The 20,056-nt window shown below is 36.7% G+C and carries 17 protein-coding genes and 1 tRNA gene; 2 read left to right on the top strand and 16 right to left on the bottom strand.

What is annotated here, in order from left to right; translation table 11 throughout:
* Window positions 1–10: 10 nt before the first annotated feature.
* Window positions 11–2,827 (top strand): pitrilysin family protein, encoded by a 2,817-nt coding sequence (locus tag LPB89_RS11675; protein WP_230701980.1) that lies wholly within the window; start codon window positions 11–13, stop codon window positions 2,825–2,827.
* A gap of 125 nt (window positions 2,828–2,952) precedes the next feature.
* Window positions 2,953–4,980: a protein-disulfide reductase DsbD gene (locus LPB89_RS11680; protein WP_230701981.1), complete on the top strand. Its 2,028-nt coding sequence runs from the start codon at window positions 2,953–2,955 to the stop codon at window positions 4,978–4,980.
* Window positions 4,981–5,327: 347 nt separating this feature from the next.
* Here the strand turns inward: LPB89_RS11680 and LPB89_RS11685 are convergent.
* The 16 genes from LPB89_RS11685 to LPB89_RS11760 all read right to left on the bottom strand — a co-directional run bounded on the left by LPB89_RS11685 (window position 5,328) and on the right by LPB89_RS11760 (window position 20,013).
* Window positions 5,328–5,412, bottom strand: a tRNA-Ser gene (locus LPB89_RS11685).
* Between the two features lie 160 nt (window positions 5,413–5,572).
* Window positions 5,573–5,962 carry an acyl-CoA thioesterase gene (locus LPB89_RS11690; protein WP_230701982.1) on the bottom strand — a complete coding sequence of 130 codons (390 nt, stop codon included), beginning with the start codon at window positions 5,960–5,962 and terminating at the stop codon, window positions 5,573–5,575.
* Between the two features lie 3 nt (window positions 5,963–5,965).
* Complete coding sequence (ribB, locus tag LPB89_RS11695; RefSeq protein WP_230701983.1) at window positions 5,966–7,099, bottom strand: 3,4-dihydroxy-2-butanone-4-phosphate synthase; 1,134 nt, start codon at window positions 7,097–7,099, stop codon at window positions 5,966–5,968.
* A gap of 2 nt (window positions 7,100–7,101) precedes the next feature.
* On the bottom strand, window positions 7,102–8,559 hold the full coding sequence (locus LPB89_RS11700) for an LptF/LptG family permease (RefSeq protein ID WP_230701984.1): 1,458 nt from the start codon (window positions 8,557–8,559) through the stop codon (window positions 7,102–7,104).
* Window positions 8,560–8,567: 8 nt separating this feature from the next.
* Complete coding sequence (locus LPB89_RS11705; RefSeq protein WP_230701985.1) at window positions 8,568–9,260, bottom strand: outer membrane lipoprotein carrier protein LolA; 693 nt, start codon at window positions 9,258–9,260, stop codon at window positions 8,568–8,570.
* Between the two features lie 7 nt (window positions 9,261–9,267).
* The gene (locus LPB89_RS11710; protein ID WP_230701986.1) at window positions 9,268–11,712 is read right to left on the bottom strand and encodes a DNA translocase FtsK; all 2,445 of its coding nucleotides are present in this window, start codon (window positions 11,710–11,712) and stop codon (window positions 9,268–9,270) included.
* 18 nt (window positions 11,713–11,730) lie between these two features.
* Window positions 11,731–12,105, bottom strand: coding sequence for a diacylglycerol kinase family protein (locus LPB89_RS11715; RefSeq protein WP_230701987.1), 375 nt, complete (start codon window positions 12,103–12,105; stop codon window positions 11,731–11,733).
* An 8-nt stretch (window positions 12,106–12,113) separates the two neighbouring features.
* Window positions 12,114–12,611, bottom strand: a complete 498-nt coding sequence (tpx, locus tag LPB89_RS11720) for a thiol peroxidase (protein WP_127340202.1) — start codon at window positions 12,609–12,611, stop codon at window positions 12,114–12,116.
* Between the two features lie 479 nt (window positions 12,612–13,090).
* Window positions 13,091–13,348 (bottom strand): hypothetical protein, encoded by a 258-nt coding sequence (locus LPB89_RS11725; protein ID WP_017495510.1) that lies wholly within the window; start codon window positions 13,346–13,348, stop codon window positions 13,091–13,093.
* 83 nt (window positions 13,349–13,431) lie between these two features.
* Entirely contained in the window at window positions 13,432–13,740 is a 309-nt protein-coding gene (locus tag LPB89_RS11730; protein WP_041519142.1) for a co-chaperone YbbN, read from the bottom strand.
* Between the two features lie 158 nt (window positions 13,741–13,898).
* A complete protein-coding gene (locus LPB89_RS11735; protein WP_154344040.1) occupies window positions 13,899–14,537 on the bottom strand; it encodes a peroxiredoxin in 639 nt (212 codons plus the stop codon).
* Between the two features lie 119 nt (window positions 14,538–14,656).
* Window positions 14,657–16,285: a glycoside hydrolase family 3 protein gene (locus LPB89_RS11740; RefSeq protein WP_230701988.1), complete on the bottom strand. Its 1,629-nt coding sequence runs from the start codon at window positions 16,283–16,285 to the stop codon at window positions 14,657–14,659.
* Window positions 16,285–16,737, bottom strand: coding sequence for a GNAT family N-acetyltransferase (locus LPB89_RS11745; protein ID WP_230702369.1), 453 nt, complete (start codon window positions 16,735–16,737; stop codon window positions 16,285–16,287). Before LPB89_RS11745 ends, LPB89_RS11740 begins: the two co-directional genes overlap by 1 nt.
* Before the next feature lie 22 nt (window positions 16,738–16,759).
* Window positions 16,760–17,110, bottom strand: a complete 351-nt coding sequence (locus LPB89_RS11750) for a hypothetical protein (protein WP_154344047.1) — start codon at window positions 17,108–17,110, stop codon at window positions 16,760–16,762.
* 22 nt (window positions 17,111–17,132) lie between these two features.
* Window positions 17,133–18,455: an MFS transporter gene (locus LPB89_RS11755; protein ID WP_230701989.1), complete on the bottom strand. Its 1,323-nt coding sequence runs from the start codon at window positions 18,453–18,455 to the stop codon at window positions 17,133–17,135.
* Window positions 18,442–20,013 (bottom strand): glycoside hydrolase family 10 protein, encoded by a 1,572-nt coding sequence (locus LPB89_RS11760; protein ID WP_230701990.1) that lies wholly within the window; start codon window positions 20,011–20,013, stop codon window positions 18,442–18,444. The genes LPB89_RS11755 and LPB89_RS11760 overlap by 14 nt, the downstream gene beginning before the upstream one ends.
* Window positions 20,014–20,056 lie beyond the last annotated feature (43 nt).

Genomic DNA, 20,056 nt, shown 5'->3' on the forward strand with positions numbered 1-20,056 from the left:
GTATCATTTCATGAAATTTATAAAAGTCTTAATTCTAAATTCAATGCTTTTTTCTTTTGGCATTTTGTCTGTAAAAGCGCAGAATTTCAAGGCAGATCAGGCAATAGAAAAGAACACAAAGGTCAAAAAAGGCGTGCTTTCAAACGGCATGACCTACTATATTTATCCGACAGCAGTAAACAAAAATTCGGCCAGTTATTATATCATTCAAAATGTGGGTTCTATTTTGGAGAATGACAAGCAAAAAGGACTTGCTCATTTCCTGGAGCACATGGCTTTTAACGGAACCAAAAATTTTCCGGGCAAAGGGGTTTTGGAATTTCTTCAGAAACAGGGTGCCACTTTTGGCAAAAATATAAATGCGTACACAGCCTATGACGAAACAGTGTATAACTTCGATAATATTCCTTCAACAAACCCTAAGGTAATTGACAGCTGTTTGCTGATATTGCACGACTGGTCACATTCCTTAGTACTAGCTAATGAGGAAATTGATGCAGAGCGAAATGTGATTAATGAGGAATGGAGAACCAGACAAGATGCCTCATCACGTGTTTTCAACCAGTTTTCGCCTCTTTATTACAATCACTCTTTATATGCAGAAAGAACGCCAATTGGTGAGATGGATATTGTACAGCATTTTGATTATAATACTTTAAGGGATTTTTACAGGGACTGGTATCGTCCGAATTTGCAGGCTATTGCAGTTATTGGAGATGTCGATGTAGCTGAAATTGAAAAAAAGATCAAAAACATATTTGCTGATATTCCGGCAGCTCAAAATCCGTTAAAGCGTTTTGAAGTTACGGTTCCAAATCATGAAGAAGCCTTTTTTAAACTGGTTGTCGATAAGGAAATTACCAGATCAAATATTTCTTTTGCGATTATACAAAGCAAAAAACGAACTGATAAGAGTTTTGGTGATTTAGAACATTCGACTTTAAGAAATATAGCACTGAATCTACTCAATAACAGACTCAGAGCGCTTTCTCAAAAAACAGATTGTGCTTTTAAATTTGCTTACCTAAGCTATGCAGCACTTACAAGAACAAATGATCTGCTTAGTATAAATGTTAGTCCAAAGCCAAATAAACAAGCCCAGGCATTTGTAAGTGTAATGGATGAAATGACCCGGGCCGGTAAATTTGGATTTTCTGATGGAGAAATAAAACGCGCAGCAGCTTCTGTTATTTCCAGTTATGAAGATTATATTGAGACAGAAAAAGAAAGCTCCCATAAATCAATTCTTAATTCAATAAGAAAAGAATATCTGATGGATGAAACTTTTTCTGATGCCAAAGCAGAATTTGAAATGGTGAAATCTGTTTTAGCGAATATAGATTCAAAAAAACTTCAGGCAGAATTGATGTCGGGATATACTTCTCAAAACCGCGTAATAACAGTTACAGGAGTAGAAAACGAGACAAACCTGAAACAGGAAGAAGCTTTTTCGATCATCAAAAAAGCGGAAAATAATCAGGATTTAAAACCGTACGTTGATACTTATACCGAAAAATCATTATTGACGGATGTAAAAATTGTTCCCGGTAAAATTATCTCAGAACAGCAAAATAAGGAAATAGGAGCTACCACTTTTAAACTTAGCAATGGGGTGATTGTCCATTATAAATTTGCCAACAAAAATACAGGAGATGTAGAATTAAAAGCAGAGAGTTTTGGCGGATCTTCTTTATATGAACCTAAAGATTTACCCTCTGTAAACATGACTATTTCTGTAGCACAAGGTTCTGGTTTAGGAGTATTTTCAAGTACCGATTTGGAAAAAGCGCTGGTTGGAAAATCGGTTTTTTCGGGTGCAGCTATTGGAAGTTTAAATGAGATAGTTTCTGCAAGTGCAAAGGCAAAAGATATCGAAACTATGATGCAATTAGTGTATCTGCGTTTTGTAAAACCCCGTTTTGATGCTGAAACATTCTCGATAATGAAAACAAACATACAGAATAACCTCAAAAACAAGGACAATGACATTAGGGGTAAAATGCGCGATAGTCTGAATGCTGCTGTATTTGGAGCGAATAACCCTAAAATCAGAATATTAAACCAGCAGTATATTGATGACTTGTCTTTTGAAAAGACGCAGGCGATTTACAAAGATCGTTTTTCAGATGTTTCAAACTTTGAGTTTTACATCGCTGGTGATGTATCTGCAGAAGTACTAAAACCTTTATTAGAAAAATATATAGCCAGTATTCAGGGAGTAAAACGCAAGGAAACATTTAGAGATAATGCTATTGCATGGAAATCTGCTAAAATTGATAAAGATGTTTTTATCAAAATGGCCTCTCCCAAAAGTACGGTAAAAATTCAATTTGAAGCTGATTATAATTACAATTCAAAAAATAACATATTAGCCAGGATGTTTGGGGATGTTCTAACCTTGAGATTTACGGAAAGCCTACGGGAAAAAGAAGGCGGGACGTATGCCGCACACGCAAATTCTTACATCATGAAAATACCAAAAAATGCAGCTATACTCTCTATCAATTTTGATTGCGATGCCAATAAGGTCGAACATTTACTGCCGGTTGTGTACCAGGAAATCGAAAAGATGAAAAAAGGTGTATTTGTTAAGGAAGATATTGAAAAAACAAAAACAAATTACCTTAAGGAAAGGGAAGACAGTAAAAATTTCAATAGTTATACAATGGATTTAATGTATGATTTTTTCCAGAATAACATTAATAATGATGATCCTAAAACCTACTCAGACATTATAAATAGCCTTACAGAGAAAGATCTAACGGATTTTGCCAATTCATTTTTGAAGAGAGCCAAAAGTTATGAAGTGGTTTACAAACCATTATAGATTTTTAGATAACCTATAATTTGCCCTCTACATTTAAATATTTTGAATTAGTAGTTTAGTTTTAAAGTGGTTTTTTATTACGGGACTGTTGTGTAGAGCAGTCCCATTTTTAAAAATGATATGGTATGAGCAGGAAAATATTTTTTATAACTTTCTTTTTATTGGTTTCAATAGCGTCCAAAGCGCAGGTGTATAGCCCCGTGAAATGGAAAATGGGTGTGGCAAAAATTTCAGATTCGGAATATGAATTAAGAATGAATGCCAAAATACAGGATACCTGGCATTTATACAGCCAGAGTGTTCCCGATGGAGGCCCGCTTCCAACACATTTTACTTTTGCAAAAAACGCCAACTATAAATTGATCGGTGAAGTTGTTGAACAAGCCGGTAAATTAATAGATGATCCGGTTTTTAAATTGCAAATTAAGTTTTTTGAAAAAGAAACAACATTCAGACAGCGAATAAAAATTAGTGGAAACAAAACCTTTGAGATCAAAGGGGAACTCGAATTTATGGTTTGCAACGACCAGAGTTGTTTGCCTCCCACGTATGAAGATCTTCTTTTTAAGGTAAACCCGACAACTGATTTAAACAGTAAAAAAGAGCTTGCAAAACCACAGATAAAACATCATTCAGGCGATTTGGCTTTAGTAGATGTAGTGGAGAATTTTGATACCTTTCAAAAGAAAAAGAGCACAAAAAGCAACGTTATTATTTCTGCTCCAAGAGAAAATCCAAGAAGTTTATGGAGTATTTTTTTATTGTCTTTGCTATCTGGATTTGCCGCATTGTTAACCCCGTGTGTTTTTCCGATGATTCCGATGACGGTAAGTTTTTTTACCAAACAGAGCAAAAATAAAACAGAAGGAATCAGGAAAGCAATTTTATATGGAATCTCCATAATTGCCATTTATATTTTTCTGGGCGCCGTTGTTACCTGGGCTTTTGGTGCAGACTCACTTAATGCATTGTCAACAAGTGTGTGGTTTAATGTGCTGTTTTTTATTTTATTATTAATTTTTGCTTTGTCTTTTTTAGGAGCTTTTGAAATTTTATTGCCAAATTCATTAGCCAATAAAGTAGATAATCAGGCAGACAGGGGGGGGACTATCGGAATTTTATTTATGGCGTTGGCACTTGCTATTGTTTCTTTTTCGTGTACAGGTCCTATAGTGGGAACATTATTAGTAGAAGCTGCTTCAAGGGGCGGAATAGCTCCGTTTGTAGGCATGTTTGGATTCTCATTGGCATTGGCTTTGCCTTTTACCTTGTTTGCCGCTTTTCCGGGATGGTTAAATTCTTTGCCAAAATCCGGAGGATGGCTCAATACCGTAAAAGTAGTTTTAGGTTTTTTAGAACTGGCATTGGCTTTTAAATTTTTATCAAATGCAGATTTGGTTTTACAATTGCATTGGCTGGAGCGAGAAGTATTTTTATCAATTTGGATAGGTATTTTTGCTTCTTTAGTACTTTATTTATTTGGAAAAATACAATTGCCGCATGATAGTCCGTTATCGCATATAAGTGTGGGAAGATTAACCCTTGCAATTGTTGTTTTATCTTTTACTATTTATTTAATTCCGGGTATTTGGGGAGCACCTTTAAAAATGATTAGTGGTTTTTCGCCGCCATTAAATTATAGCGAATTGCAAAAAGGTTTAGGAGGCGTGGTTTCAAACGAAACAAACACTGCATTACCTGAAGGTGCAGAATACGGACCACATAATATAATCGCTTTTACCGATTATGACAAGGGAATGCAATATGCCAAAAAAGTTGGAAAACCTGTAATGATCGATTTTACAGGGCATGCATGTGTAAATTGCAGAAAAATGGAAGACAATGTCTGGTCAGACAGCAAAGTTTTGGAAATTCTTAAAAACAAAATTGTTTTAATATCTTTATATGTGGATGACAAAAGAGAACTACTTGTTAACGAACAGGTTATTTCTAAACTGACCGGCAAAAAAATTAAATATATAGGACAAAAGTGGAGTGAATTTCAAACTTTAACTTATAAAACCAATGCCCAGCCTTTGTATGTCATGGTAGATAATAATGGCAAAAAACTTATTGAACCAACGGCCTATAACCCTGATGTAGAATATTATTTTAACTGGCTTAATATCGGAATAAGTAAATTTAAACTATAATAGTTTTCATATTATATTAAGGATTCAGGACGTAGTAGACTACTGAATCCTTAATATAAGTCTTTATTGAAAGGCTTTTATAAACATGCCAAAATAGGGGCATATGGCCGTTGATAAAATAGTATAATAAAGTTTCGAACATAAACTTCTTAGCTGTTGATTTTGCTGAATTTCTAATTGTTCAAAATACCTTGTACCAGGATTTTGCCACAAAGATTTTGTTCGATTTTATAAATATTGAAAAGTGGTATAAAATAAAAAACCCTGCAAATCGTTGGATTTGCAGGGTTTACCGCTTTTTTTGGCCTTTTTTTAAAACTTTGAAAAGTCTCTTTTTTAGCCTTCAGCGGAGAAAGAGGGATTCGAACCCCCGGACCTGTTACAGTCAACAGTTTTCAAGACTGCCGCATTCGACCGCTCTGCCATTTCTCCAGTATGTTGCGATCATTTGCTGATTGCGAGTGCAAATATAGTGTGTTTTTTCGATTGTAAAAACTTTTTTTAAGCTTTTTTACGGATTATTTTAAATTAATTTTTAAGTCGTTCATAATCAGTAATTATTTTAAAAACATTTTTACGTTAAATAAAGTGTTTAGTCTAAAATGGGTACCGGTTTCTTGCTTTCGTCGACAGCAACAAACGAAAAAGTTCCTGAAACTACTGTTTCGCGAAGCTCAGAATACATTTGTTCCATGAAAATATCAACGTGAATTTTACAGCTTGTTCTTCCAACGCTAATTACTTTTGCTACTAATTCAATTAAAGTTCCGGCCGGAATTGCTTTTTTAAAATCAATCTGACCGGTCGAAATGGTAACCACTTTTTTTCGGCTGAATCGGGTAGCGCAAATAAAGGCCACTTCGTCCATTAAATGAAGTGCTGTACCTCCGAACAGAGTGTCGTAATGATTTGTAGTACTTGGGAAAACAGCTTTAAAAATATGAGTTTCCGATTTTATAATTCTTTCTTCTAATGTCCCCATATCTTAATAACTTACGTATTCAATGATTTCAAGTCCGTAACCGATCATTCCGACACGTTTGGTTTGCTCTGTATTCGATATTAATCTGATTTTAGAGATATCAATGTCATGAAGGATCTGAGCCCCAATTCCGTAATCTTTGCTGTCAATGATTACTTTTGGTGCTTTCATTGTCCCTTCGGCCTGTAGCGTTTTAAGTTCCGCAATTCTGTTTAACAGATTGATGGCCTGCATATCCTGATTGATGAATATCACAGCTCCTTTTCCGTTTTCATTGATGGCTTTAAACATGTCGTCTAATTGCTGCTCTGCATTATTGGTCAGGGTACCTAATAAATCATTGTTCACTTGTGAGGAATTGATTCTCGTTAAGATAGGTTCTCCAAGATTCCAGGTTCCTTTCGTTAAAGCAATATGTACTTGTTTGTTGGTAGTTTGTTCGTAAGCTCTCAGTCTGAAAGTTCCAAAGCGGGTTTCGATATCAAAATCTTCTTTTTTAACAATCAGGCTGTCGTGCTGCATTCTGTAAGCGACTAAGTCTTCAATAGAAACGAGTTTCAAATCGAATTTTTTAGCCACTTCAATTAACTGAGGCAAACGGGCCATTGTTCCGTCTTCATTCAGGATTTCACAGATTACCCCGGCAGATTTAAAACCGGCTAATCTTGCAAAGTCAATTGCCGCTTCCGTATGTCCGGTTCTTCTTAAAACACCACCTTGTTTTGCAACTAAAGGGAAAATGTGTCCCGGGCGTGCCAAATCATGTGGTTTTGTATTGGCATCCACTAATGCCTGTACCGTTTTAGATCTGTCAGCAGCAGAAATTCCCGTGGTGACCCCTTGTCCCTTCAAATCTACAGAAACGGTAAAGGCCGTTTCCATATGGTCTGTATTATTGCTTACCATGGCACGTAAATCAAGTTCTTTACAACGGCTTTCCGTAAGTGGTGTGCAAATTAATCCACGCCCGTGTGTTGCCATAAAATTGATCATTTCCGGAGTTACTTTTTCGGCTGCAGCCAAAAAATCACCTTCATTTTCACGATCTTCATCATCGACTACAATGATTACTTTACCTTGACGAATATCTTCTATAGCTTCTTCAATGGTATTCAATTGTATTTTTGCTGTTGACATAATTATTGTTTGTTTTGAACAGGAAAGAACCGTTCGGAAATTTTTTGAAATAGTTGCGATATTGGGGTTGTAATTGCATCAAAATTGATTAATCCGTTGTCGTTTGTCGCACGATACGTAAGTAATACCGCTAATGGCAATAAGATAAAGGAAGACATCCATGATCCCATAAAAGGGCTCATTCCGCCTTCTTGTGATAGTCTTTTTCCAAAAGTATTGATGAAGTGAAAAGTAATAAAAATCAATACGGCAAATACAATTGGTAAACCAAGTCCGCCTTTTCGTATAATCGCACCAAGCGGGGCACCAATAAAAAACATTAAGAAACACGCAAAAGCGATAACAAATTTCTCGTATAACGCACTTAGGTGTTTGTTAATTTCCCTTTGTTCATCCTTTAGTTCTTTCTGTGTCGTTTCAATAGAGTAGATATTACTGGTAATAGTACTACTGGCCATTTTTATGATATCCGACTTTTGTTTGTTGGTATATAAAGATAAAATATTGTTAGGAATCGCTTTTTTCTTTTTTTCAGGTTTTAGTGCCTTCGGAGTAGTTTTAATTCCCACACGCTGATTGATATTTTCCGAAAAAGAAATAATTTCATTATTCAGGTTTTTATTCAGGGAATCCAGGGTATAGCGTAATTCGTTCACGTTTAGCATACCATTGGTACTGCCGACGCTTTCCTGGCCATCATCATCTGTTTTGTTTAACTCGGATAAATCTATATTGATGATTTGTTTTTTGAATTGTCCTTTAATGAAAGGTAATTTAGCACGATCTTCGTATTTTTTTGGTGTTACATCCTGATAATAATAGCCGTCATTGAGAACCAGTTTTAAAATGCTTGATTTTTCATTACTGATTAATTCTCCGTTTTTTGCTTTGATTACGGTTTTGTTTTCTCCAAAACTATTTGCTTTTTCATGTATGGTAACTCCGGTCAGGATATTGCCATTTTCGCCCGACTTTTTGTTTACTTTAATATTGTAAGTCCCGACATCATTAAACTGTCCTTCAGCAATTGCCATGGCAGGTTTGGCCTGGGCGATATTTTTTCGGAAATTAACAAACTTATATTCGGCGTAAGGAATTACATTATTGGCAAACCAGAAGGCAACGATACTCAGTACACATATAAAGATGATTAAAACCCGCATAGCTCTTTGCAGTGATATTCCCGACGATTTCATAGCGGCGAATTCATAATTTTCGGCAAGATTACCAAAAGTCATGATAGAAGCCAGTAACACCGATAATGGTAAAACCAAAGGGATTATTCGGGGCATCGAGAATAAGAGGAATTTTACAACCAGTATCAGATCAAGGTCTTTACCTGCAAGTTCTGAGATAAAAAGCCAGACGGTCTGAAGAATGAATATAAAAAAAAGGATTACAAATACCGTAGTAAATGTAATCAGAAATGTTTTTAGTAAGTATTTGTCTAAAATTTTCAACCTTGTAATTAGTCTAATTTATTGATGTAGTATTTTGGATATTTGCTCGCTACAAATGTAAATTGATTTTTTGATAAAGGCTGGTTGGTTTTAAAAGAATTAACGGTTAAAGTGGTTTTTGTTCCATTTTTTCCGGTTTCAATTAAATTGTAAATGTGTTTTGTTTGTACATCAATACCTAAAAGGATCTCTTTTCGCTGGTCTTTTGTATTGGTAGGAGCTAATTTGATGTACTGAATTTTTCTTCCTTTTACATTCTGAACAATATCCATATTGTATTTGTATCCGGAATTGAAAAAAGTAAGCATTTTGGAAGGTGTAATGGCAGCATCGTCTTTTTCGTTTACCTTAGAAATGGTAACCTCTTCGTCTTCAGGGACAATAGTGTACGTTTTTTGTCCGTCAAAAATTTTAGTAACACCCATGAAATTTAATACATACTGATTGCCTTTCATAATTACATTTCCTTTACTGTCCTGATTAATGTTCTCTTTGGCATTGTTCAGGGAATATTTAAAATCAATTGCAATGTTGTCGTAACTTTTTATTTTAGCCGTTACCTGATTCAATAAATCCTTGGCTTTTTTATCCTGAGCCTGAATAGAAGTAAAGCTCAAAAGCAATAAAACTGCTATTTGAAAAAACTTTTTAGTCATGTTAGTGATAGAATTGTTGTTGATTTCCTGAATTTTTGCTTTCATGATGGGGTTAATTTTGTTCATTATTAAAAAATTGATCAAGAGCACTTAAATCTAAGATGTTTACACTTCGGGCTTTACTGCCTTCAAAGGGGCCGACAATTCCGGCTGCCTCCAGCTGATCGATCAGACGACCTGCCCTGTTGTACCCTAATTTTAATTTTCTTTGCAATAATGAAGCTGAACCTTGTTGTGCGTTGACAATAATTTCGGCAGCTTCTCTAAATAAAGTATCTCTTTCGGAAATATCCATATCAAGATTGATGCCAGTTTCTTCCCCAACGAACTCCGGAAGTAAATAAGCGGTAGCATACGCTTTCTGTCCACCGATAAAATCGGTAATTTTTTCTACCTCAGGCGTATCGATAAAAGCGCACTGCACACGGACTACATCATTTCCGTTGGTATAGAGTAAATCCCCGCGTCCAATCAACTGATCGGCTCCCTGGGTATCAAGGATGGTTCTGGAGTCAATTTTTGAAGTTACCCTAAAAGCAATCCTGGCCGGGAAGTTGGCTTTGATTAAACCTGTAATAACGTTTACGGATGGTCTTTGTGTCGCAATAATTAAGTGAATACCAATAGCACGCGCCAGCTGGGCTAAACGGGCAATCGGAATCTCCACTTCTTTTCCGGCAGTCATAATCAGATCGGCGAACTCATCGACTACCAAAACAATGTAAGGTAAAAAACGGTGTCCTGCCTCAGGATTTAATTTTCTGGATTTGAATTTTTCGTTGTATTCCTTGATATTACGAACCATCGCATCTTTCAGTAATGAATAACGATTATCCATTTCAACACAAAGGGAGTTCAGTGTATTGACTACCTTGGCATTGTCCGTAATAATAGCATCTTCCGTATCCGGAAGTTTCGCTAAATAATGTCTTTCTATTTTGTTGAACAGAGTAAGTTCTACTTTTTTCGGATCCACCAAAACAAATTTTACTTCTGCAGGGTGTTTTTTATATAAAAGTGAAGTCAGTACCGCGTTCAGTCCAACAGATTTTCCTTGTCCTGTAGCTCCGGCCATCAGTAAGTGAGGCATTTTGGCTAAATCGACAACAAAAGTTTCGTTGGAAATGGTTTTTCCCAAAGCAATTGGCAACTCCATTTCAGCTTCCTGAAATTTAGCCGATCCAATGACGCTTTTCATCGAAACCATAGTAGGGTTTTTGTTCGGAACCTCAATACCGATAGTTCCTTTTCCGGGAATTGGCGCAATAATACGAATTCCCAATGCTGATAATGACAACGCAATATCGTCCTCTAAACTTTTGATTTTTGAAATCCTGATTCCGGCCTCCGGTACAATTTCGTATAACGTTACCGATGGACCAACGGTTGCCTTGATTTGTGCAATTTCAATTTTGTAGTTGCGCAGGGTATCTACAATTTTGTTTTTGTTTTCTTCAAGTTCTTCCTGATTGATTGTAATTCCGCCTGTTGAATATTCTTTTAATAAATCAATCGTTGGGAATTTGTAATTCGATAAATCCAGCGTAGGATCGAAGAGACCGAAATCTGCTACAAGTCGTGATGCCAGGTTTTCTTCGATAATATCTTCTTCTTCAGGCTTTTCAACAACAAATTCTTCAGTATGTACCGGCGTTGGTGTGACCGGGTTTATATTCATCTGAAGCGGTTTTAAAATCGGATTTAAATCAATTTCTGATGAATTTGAAATAGTAGGTTTTAAAGCTTCTTTGTTGATTTCGAATTGTGTATCCTCTGTTTTTAAGTGGATGTTGTCTAATTCCTCGTCCGGTTCTTCGACAGCAAATTCTTCTAAGTTATAAGCACTTTCCGTTTGTGCCGGTGTTTTAAGGGCGCTTAATTCAGACTTGATGTCGTTTTTGGTCGAATCAAAATAAGACTGGATCTTTTCAGGAGATAATTTTATTTTGAAAATCAGGTACACGATTAATCCAAAAAGCAGGGCTAATAATGTGCCGGTTTTTCCGATATAATCCTGTGAAAATAAATTCAGTTCATAACCAATTGTTCCGCCCAGTTCAGGTGCAGAAGTGGCAAAGAATCCAAATAAAACAGAAACAATAATGATGGCAAACAGGTCCCAGAACCAAATGTTTTTCAATTTTTTCAGGGATAGTTCCAATGCCAAAAACATTCCGGTAAGAAAAAATAGCCGCACAAATATAAAAGCAGCTAATCCAAAACCCTTATAAACGATCAGATCTGATAAAAAGGCCCCGAATTTTCCGAGCCAGTTTTGTACCACTTCCGTACGGTCGCCGAGTTGGCTGACAGCACTTTGGTCAGATTGTCCGTTGATGTAAAAGGAAATGAATGCAACTAATAATGCAATAGAAAATAATACCAGAAGACACCCTAAAACAAAGCGTTGTTGTTTGTTTGGTTTCCAGGATCTTGAGGTTTCGGTCTTTGCCGTATTTTTTTTATCTAAAGTTTCTTTTTTGGTTGTTTTTGCCATTCTTGCGTTTAGTATTGCCTATACAAATTTTGGAATATAAATGATCAAACCTATTGCGATTGCGGTCATTGCGGCAAAAAATACCGCTCCGGCAGCAATATCTTTAATAAATCCGATTCTTTCATGATAATTGGGATGAATAAAATCGGCTACTTTTTCTACGGCTGTGTTTAGACCTTCGATACTTAGTACAAGACCAATTGCCAGGGTTTGAAAAAGCCATTCTTCGTGCGAAATATGAAAGTAGAAACCGGCAATAGTCATGACTATTCCCAGTGAAAATTGTACCATAACACTATGTTCGGTACTGATTAGTTTTACAGCTCCCTTAAAAGCGTAAGTTACGCTTTTAAGTCGGCCTTTAACAAATGTATTGTCTTTTTGAAACTCCATTTAAGTTATTATAGTGCTGCTAAAGCTGCTTCGTAATTTGGTTCGTTTGCAATTTCAGCAACTTGTTCTGTATGAGTGATTTTTCCGTTAGCATCAACCACGATGATAGCTCTTGAATGTAAACCTGCAAGAGGTCCGTCAACGATTTCCAGTCCGTTTGCCTTACCGAAACTTCCTTCCTGAAAATCAGACAGGTTCACTACATTTTCTAATCCTTCAGCTCCGCAAAAACGTTTCTGGGCAAATGGCAAATCTCTTGAAATACACAAAACAGTTGTGTTTTCTAAATTACCGGCACTTTCGTTGAATTTTCTAACAGAAGCAGCACAAGTTCCTGTATCTACACTTGGAAAAATATTTAAAACTAATTTTTTACCTGCGAAATTGCTTAAGGAAGCCACTGATAAATCATTCTGTACTAATTTGAAATCAGCTAATTGTGATCCAACTGCTGGTAACTCACCTGATGTATGAACCGGATTTCCGCCTAATGTTATTGAAGCCATGATTTTTGTTTAATTTAATGAGGCTCAAAAGTAAGGATTAATATTTGAATCTAAAAGTATTTGTTGTGGGTTTAAGTATAGATTAAGACTTGTATTTGTCTTTGTATACCATGGGAAGAACCATATAGGAGTTTAGCATTTTATGGTAAGCGGATGACACGGATTAAGCGGATTAACAGGTTTCTTTTAGTTGTTTTTTGCCTTCCTGAGCAAAGCCGAAGGAACATAAGAAATTCCGTTCCTGTGATTCTTCAGTCTTTGTCGAGCTACTGTGCGCCCTTCGACTTCGCTCAGGGTGACAAAATTGTGCTGATAACTGAGACCGAAAACTGCTGCACTGAGACTGGGACTGATCCCGATAGCTATTGGGAGAGACTGAAAACTGAGACTGAAAACTGCGACCGAGACTAAAAAAAAACGCTCCCTTGGAATGAAAGCGTTTCTTTAGTCATGTTTTTTATTCTCAGGAGAGAGGCCGATTATTTATCGATGGAACCTAAAACACGTTTCATGAACGCGTTTAATGCTTCTTTTTTGTCAGTGCCCTGAACGACCATTTTATGTACTTCAAGTGCACCATACATATTTGAAATTAATTCGCCAATTACATCTAATTCTTCATCTTTTAAAGACGGAATCTCAGTCATAGCTTCTAAAACTTCAATAGTTTCAATGATATAATCCTGATCGTTTTCTTCGATAAACTGCGTTAATTGCTTTATTACGGGTAATTTCATTTTTTAGATTTTTAGAGTACTGGATTATTGGATTTTTAGATAAGATTCAAAAAATCTAACCGTCTAAAAATCTAATGATCTATTTAGGCAATTGCGTTAACTAAATCAATTAAAACTTCTTGTTTGTTGGTTTGCGTTTCACCAACCAATTTTCCGTTTACGAAAGTAGCAAAAGTAGGCAGGTTGCTTACATTGGCTAATTTTCTGGATTCCGGAGAATTTTCAGCGTCAACCAAAACAAAAGTGATCGCTTCATTTTCTGTGGCTAATTTTTTGAATTTTGGTTTCATAATACGGCAATTTCCACACCATGAAGCTGAATATTGTACTACTACTTTTTCGTTTTTAGCAACTAAATCTGCTAACGTATCTTCGTTTAAGTCGATTAACATATCTTTGAATTTAAATTCCAATATTTTAAATTCCAAATTCCAAATCTTCCGATGTAGAATTTAAAAATTTAAATTTTGAAATATTATTGATTTTGAGAAAGAATTCCAAATCCCAAAATTGGAATTTGGAATTTTTAAAAATTTGGAATTTATTTTTCTTAATTAGCGCTCAAATACTCAGCAGTACTGATTCTGTCTGCGCTCATTGCTTCTTTACCGGCTTCCCAGTTTGCAGGACAAACTTCTCCTTTTTCCTGGATGTGAGTATAAGCATCAACCATACGTAAATATTCGTTTACGTTACGTCCTAATGGCATATCGTTAACGCTTTCGTGGAAGATTTTTCCAGTTTCGTCAATTAGGTAAGTAGCTCTGAAAGTTACGTTTGAACCTTCAATGATTACAGAGTCAGTTTCTTCGCTGTATTCTGTAGATTCGATATCTAAAATTCCTAAAATGTTAGATAAGTTACGGTTAGTATCAGCAAGGATTGGGTAAGTAACACCTTCGATTCCACCGTTGTTTTTTGGAGTGTTTAACCATGCAAAGTGTACTTCGTTTGTATCACATGAAGCTCCGATTACGATTGTATTTCTTTTTTCAAATTCTGGCAATGCAGCTTGGAAGGCGTGTAATTCAGTTGGACATACAAAAGTAAAATCTTTTGGGTACCAAAATAAAAGTACTTTTTTGTTGTTGTTTACTGCTTCTTCAAAAATATTGATTTTTAAGTTGTCACCCATTTCTGAGATAGCATCTACTGCAATACTTGGGAATTTTTTTCCTACTAAAGACATATTTTTCGTTTTAAGTTAAAAATTTATTTGGTGCAAAAGTAGGGCATAAGTAAGACTACTTACAATAAGATGTAATTATTAATATTTATTTAGTGATAACTTTTTGTTATACTTGGAAATTAGATATTTGTAAGTTGCTGAATGTCAATATTTACGGGAAGACTGCCGTTGTAATTGCTATTTTCAAGAAATTGAATTCCTGCCACTTTTTGAAATTCTTCAAAATCCTGATAGGCCTGTACGAGTCCTGAAGCCTTTTTAAGATTCGGGATAACAGGTAAAACGTATGGATTTCCGAAAACATAAACGATACATTTTTTGGTTTGCAGCAGCTGTGAAAGTAAATCCAAAACTTCAGTATGTATTTCGAAATTATTCATCGGTTTTGCCTTAGGAACAAATAAAGAAATAAGAATGGTTTCGAAGTTTTCGAGCGCTTTTTTAATGTCCGGAATACTGGAGCTTTCTAAGTTTTCAAAAGCAAATTCCGGAGAATTTAGTTTAGAATTTAAGGTTTTGAAGAACGTATTTTCAACACCCTTATACAAACTCAATTTGGCTAACTGATTGTTTTGCTGTGCTTCGAAAGCCAGTGCTGTATTGGAGTTGTCAATAATTTTGGTAAGTGTATTTTGGGCAACTTCCAGGTTTAAAGCTGCAGTTTTTGCAAAATCCAGTTCTCCTGACGTAAATGCATTACCGGACAAGATGCCCACCTTTTCTTTGGCTTTCATAATCCTGTTGTAACTGGCTTCGATGCGTTCGGGAGAAGCATTTTTCAGGATCGCTTCAATTCCTTCCGGAACATTTTCGGCGAAACACAAAATGTCATTTCCGGCATTAAAGGCTTCCCATTCCAGTTGACCTTTTGTTGCGTACAATTTAGAAACGCTGTGCATATTTAAGGCATCGGAAATTACCAAGCCATCATAGCCTAATTTTTCGCGCAAAAGGGTTTCGATAATAGGTTTTGACAACGTTGCCGAGGTATCTTTTCCGTCATTTAAGCTTGGAACCGCCAAATGCCCGATCATAATCGAGTCGACCTTATTTTCAATTCCTTTAATGAAAGGATACAATTCGTTGTCTAATAATTCTTCCAAGCTTTCCTTCAAAACCGGCAACCCCAAATGCGAATCTACATTGGTGTTTCCGTGTCCGGGAAAGTGTTTCAGGCAGCCTAAAATACCGGCATCAGACAGTCCTTTTAAATACGCCACGGCAAAATCGGCCACTTTTTCTTTGTTTTCACCAAAAGAACGATAGCCAATCACAGGGTTATTCGGGTTGTTATTGATATCAGCCAAAGGCGACAGGTTATAATGAATTCCGGTTGCTTTTAAGTCGGAACCTATTTGTTTTCCAACTTCGTAGACCAGATTTGCTTTATTTTCTGGTAAAGCACCAAGGGTGATGGCGTAGGGGTATTGCGGTGTTTTTTCGATGCGCATCGCCAGGCCCCATTCGGCATCAATGCTGATTAAAAGCGGGGTAGCGGCTGATTTTTGATAACGAATGATTAAGGCTTTGATTTTCTCGTAGCTGTCATCATTAAAAACTACTTTTTTCTTGCTTTCGTAATTTGTTGCGGCACTGGCACGGCTGTGAAAAAAGGTCAGTCCGCCAATATGGTGTTCTTGTATTAAACGTTCGGTTTCCTGAATGTTTTCTTCGGTATCGTTGATAAAAACGGCGGGGAAAAAAAATTGTCCCACTCTTTGTTTTAGTGCGTCGGCTGTCATTTTCATTAGTATAAAGTCTTTTTCATGCAAACACTGTTTTCAACGTTTTCATAAGGCGGATAATTGGGAATCAGGGTATAACCGGATTTTTGATACAGCGCAATAGCTTCAGGCTGTTTTTTTCCGGTTTCCAAAATCGTATACGGATAGTTAATTTCGGCTGCCCAAAGTTCCAAAGCTTTCAGTACCTGAGAAGCAATTCCTTTTTTGCGGTGCTCCGGATGCACATACATGCGTTTGATTTCAACCGTATCACTTTCTTTTTCCCTAAAAGCGCCACAGCCTACAGCCATATCATTTTCATAGAATACAACAGCATGTTTTATTTTGTCAATTTTATTAAACTGATTGTAAAAGGTATGTTCTTCCCCGTCCCTGATTTTTAAGTCCTGGTCTAATAAAGCGACCAGATTTATAAAGTCAGGATCATCAGAATTGGTGCGTTTCAGGCTGGTCATGATCGAATGCTGTAAAGTTTTATTATTTGAGTTTGCTTTTCTTTTGTCTGGCAAGTTTGGCAAGCTGGGTTTGGGTTTGTACGGCTTTTTCCAGTCGGTTTTTAAATCGAAAGAGTTTTGGCAATCCTTCCAGCCGGTCTTCGAGGGTGATTTCTTCAAAAACAATAATTGCTTTTTCTAAAACCCGGATTTCGTTTTCGATATCGTTTTGGTTTTTGTAGATTGTAGCCAATCTATCGTAAGGATGGTTTCCTTTAAAGCTTTCCGCGACATTTTCTTCATACAATTCAACTGCTTTTTCAAGATTTCCTGTTTTCTCGAACTCAGCTCCTTTCAGATTTCGTTCGGCCTGCAAATTCTCATTGATTTCCATAGGTAAGATGTTTGATTTGGGGTTAAACTTCTTCAGATTTTTTCCCAAAATCTTTTGGGAAAATTAAAAAACGTGATAAAATAAGACCTGGAATAGTGGCTATGAAAACCCATATAAAAAAGTTCTGATAGCCTAAATATTGTTGTATATAACCGCTGATCATTCCCGGAAGCATCATTCCTAATGCCATAAAACCGGTTGCAAGTGCGTAATGTGATGTTTTGGATTCTCCTTCAGCCACATAAATCAGGTACATCATAAAACCGGTAAATCCGAAACCATATCCAAATTGCTCCAAAATAACTGTAATGCAGGTATAGAGATTAAGCGGCGAATTGATTTCGAAAAAGTATAAGTTTATATGAAGGTGAAAAAGTGCTTCCGGTTGAAAATGAGCCAATCCGATAAACCCGAGAATAGGCAGATGCATCGCCAGAAACATAGGAAGCATCCATTTGGTAAGGCCATGTTTAGAGATGGCAATTCCGCCAAAAATTCCGCCGATGGTCAATGCTATAATTCCTAAAGTTCCGTAAATAATTCCAACAGATTCAGTATCCAGAGCCATTCCGCCCAATTCTTTTTTATCGAGCAGAAACGGACTTAACATTTTAAGTAATTGTGATTCTCCGAGTCTAAAGACCAGGATAAAAGCCAGTACAAGACCAATTTGCTTTTTCTTAAAGAAGCTTGCAAATACAGAACCGAAGCTTTTATCATGCGCTTCTTTATCGGTTTGTACGGCATTTATTTCGCTTTTTGGAGTAAAAATAAAATTATAAGCGGTGATTACAGCCATTAATAAACCTACAGCGATCATCGTATACGACCAGGCTTTGGTGTTGTTTCCGTATTTATGTTCCAGGTAACCCGCAAATAATACAATCAATCCGTTTCCGGCCAATAATGAGATTCGGTAAAAAGTACTTCTGATTCCCAGAAAGAAAGATTGCTGTTCTTTGGGTAAAACCAATAAATAAAAGCCATCACTCGCCACATCATTAGAAGCCGAAGCAAAGGCAGCGACCCAAAAAATGGCTAAACTCAGCAGAAAAAAATGATTGAGGGGAATAATAAATCCTACCAGCAAAAAGGCAATGGAAATAATGAACTGCATCGCCAGAAACCATTTTCTCTTCGTTCCGTTCAATTCGATAAAAGGGCTCCACAAAGGTTTGATGACCCAAGGCAGGTATAATAAACTGGTATAAACTCCGATATCTTCATTTGAAATTCCCAGATTTTTGTACATAATTACAGAAACGGAAATAATGACGGCGTAAGGCAAGCCGGATGCAAAATTTAAAAGCGGAATCCAAAACCAGGGTTTATTATCTGTTTTCATTGGGCTGAGCAGGTGAATATATTTTAAATGTCTTTTTTAAGTCGATCGTAGTCGGGGTACTTTCGTTTGCAAAATAATCAATAAATGTTACAGCGCAAGCTTTATAGGCATTCATTTTTTGGGTAAGGATCGAAAAGGTAATAGAATCGTTAATTTCGTTAACTCTTATTTTGTCAATTATTTGCGTCGCATCGTTGGTATTGATTTTCGAAATGTGATCGGCTCCGTATACGACCATATAACGCACTTTTGTATTCAGCGGTACTTTGATCGTAAAGGTGTAAAACGAACTGTCTTTGGCAAATTCGGTTACCGTCGGGATATCAATCACAATGCGCTTTAAATTCGGAACTGCCGGTGGCAATGCCGGATATTTGTATTGATTTTCTTCGAGCAGACGTACAATATCAAAGTTTTTGTTCATAAACCATTTGGCACTGAAATAGGCACTTCCGCCTACTTTTTTAAAGCTTCTCGCATAATCGACCTGAGTTGGGATTTCAGACGAAAAATTCCAGCTTTTATCACCGTCACCTCTTATTTTGTACGAAGCGTGTCCGATATAAACTGCGGTATTGTTGGAGTTTTCGGCCCACCATTTTACGAGTTTGGAATAAGAAGCTCTCGGATTATTCATGCTCCAATACAATTGAGGCATAATATAATCGATCCATTTTTGGTCCATCCATAACACCGGATCGGCGTAAAGATCGTCGTAATTGGCAGTCGACTGGGTATCGGAACCTTTTGGATCCACCGATTTGTTACGCCAAACCCCAAACGGACTGATTCCGAATTGCACCCATGGTTTGCTGGCTTTGATGGTAGTCGAAATGCCGTGCACAAAATTGCTCACATTCGCACGTCTCCAGTCGGCAAGGCTTAACCCTGAGCCGTATTTTTTGAAAGAAGCCGTATCATTAAAAACTTTTCCGGGTACGGCGTACGGATAGAAATAATCATCAAAATGAATGGCGTCGATATCGTATTTGTCCACCACTTCTTTGACTACTTTGGTCAGATGTTCCTGAACTTCAGGCAGGGCAGGATCATAATATAATTTTCCGCCGTATTCGATCATCCATTCCGGATGTTTGAAAATATCGTGATTCGGGCTCAAAAGGTTTTTATTTAAATCGAAAGTCGCACGGTACGGGTTCATCCAGGCATGAAATTCAAAACCTCTCATATGTGCCTGATCAATCATCCAGGCCAGCGTATCGTAAGACGGGGCGGGAGCCTGGCCTTCTTTTCCGGTCAGGAAACGCGACCACGGTGCCAGTTCTGAGGCATAAAAAGCATCACCCACACTTCTGATCTGAACAATTACCGCATTGAAATTCAGTTTTTTGTACGTTTCCAGAATATCGATAAAATCCGCTTTTTCTTTCTCGACATTGTCTGTGCTTGTTTTCGGCCAGTCAATATTTACTACGGTAGCGATCCACACCCCTCTAAATTCGTTTTTAGGATGCGTTACTTTTTCCTGCGAATGAACATTAATTCCAAGAAACAGTAATAATAGTATAGAGAATAGTAGTGGCGTCTTTTTATGCATTGTAATCTGTTTTAACAAAAACCAAAAATAGTTTTTTTAGATG

The sequence above is a fragment of the Flavobacterium sp. ENC genome, from assembly GCF_020991415.1.
Classification (GTDB): Bacteria; Bacteroidota; Bacteroidia; order Flavobacteriales; family Flavobacteriaceae; genus Flavobacterium.

Bases quoted from the DNA above. Each gene is read 5' to 3' on its own strand.
- LPB89_RS11675 (WP_230701980.1), top strand. From the start codon at position 11: ATGAAATTTATAAAAGTCTTAATTCTAAATTCAATGCTTTTTTCTTTT.
- LPB89_RS11680 (WP_230701981.1), top strand. From the start codon at position 2,953: ATGAGCAGGAAAATATTTTTTATAACTTTCTTTTTATTGGTTTCAATA.
- LPB89_RS11690 (WP_230701982.1), bottom strand. From the start codon at position 5,962: ATGGGGACATTAGAAGAAAGAATTATAAAATCGGAAACTCATATTTTT.
- ribB (WP_230701983.1), bottom strand. From the start codon at position 7,099: ATGTCAACAGCAAAAATACAATTGAATACCATTGAAGAAGCTATAGAA.
- LPB89_RS11705 (WP_230701985.1), bottom strand. From the start codon at position 9,260: ATGAAAGCAAAAATTCAGGAAATCAACAACAATTCTATCACTAACATG.
- LPB89_RS11710 (WP_230701986.1), bottom strand. From the start codon at position 11,712: ATGGCAAAAACAACCAAAAAAGAAACTTTAGATAAAAAAAATACGGCA.
- LPB89_RS11715 (WP_230701987.1), bottom strand. From the start codon at position 12,105: ATGGAGTTTCAAAAAGACAATACATTTGTTAAAGGCCGACTTAAAAGC.
- tpx (WP_127340202.1), bottom strand. From the start codon at position 12,611: ATGGCTTCAATAACATTAGGCGGAAATCCGGTTCATACATCAGGTGAG.
- LPB89_RS11725 (WP_017495510.1), bottom strand. From the start codon at position 13,348: ATGAAATTACCCGTAATAAAGCAATTAACGCAGTTTATCGAAGAAAAC.
- LPB89_RS11730 (WP_041519142.1), bottom strand. From the start codon at position 13,740: ATGTTAATCGACTTAAACGAAGATACGTTAGCAGATTTAGTTGCTAAA.
- LPB89_RS11735 (WP_154344040.1), bottom strand. From the start codon at position 14,537: ATGTCTTTAGTAGGAAAAAAATTCCCAAGTATTGCAGTAGATGCTATC.
- LPB89_RS11740 (WP_230701988.1), bottom strand. From the start codon at position 16,285: ATGAAAATGACAGCCGACGCACTAAAACAAAGAGTGGGACAATTTTTT.
- LPB89_RS11745 (WP_230702369.1), bottom strand. From the start codon at position 16,737: ATGACCAGCCTGAAACGCACCAATTCTGATGATCCTGACTTTATAAAT.
- LPB89_RS11750 (WP_154344047.1), bottom strand. From the start codon at position 17,110: ATGGAAATCAATGAGAATTTGCAGGCCGAACGAAATCTGAAAGGAGCT.
- LPB89_RS11755 (WP_230701989.1), bottom strand. From the start codon at position 18,455: ATGAAAACAGATAATAAACCCTGGTTTTGGATTCCGCTTTTAAATTTT.
- LPB89_RS11760 (WP_230701990.1), bottom strand. From the start codon at position 20,013: ATGCATAAAAAGACGCCACTACTATTCTCTATACTATTATTACTGTTT.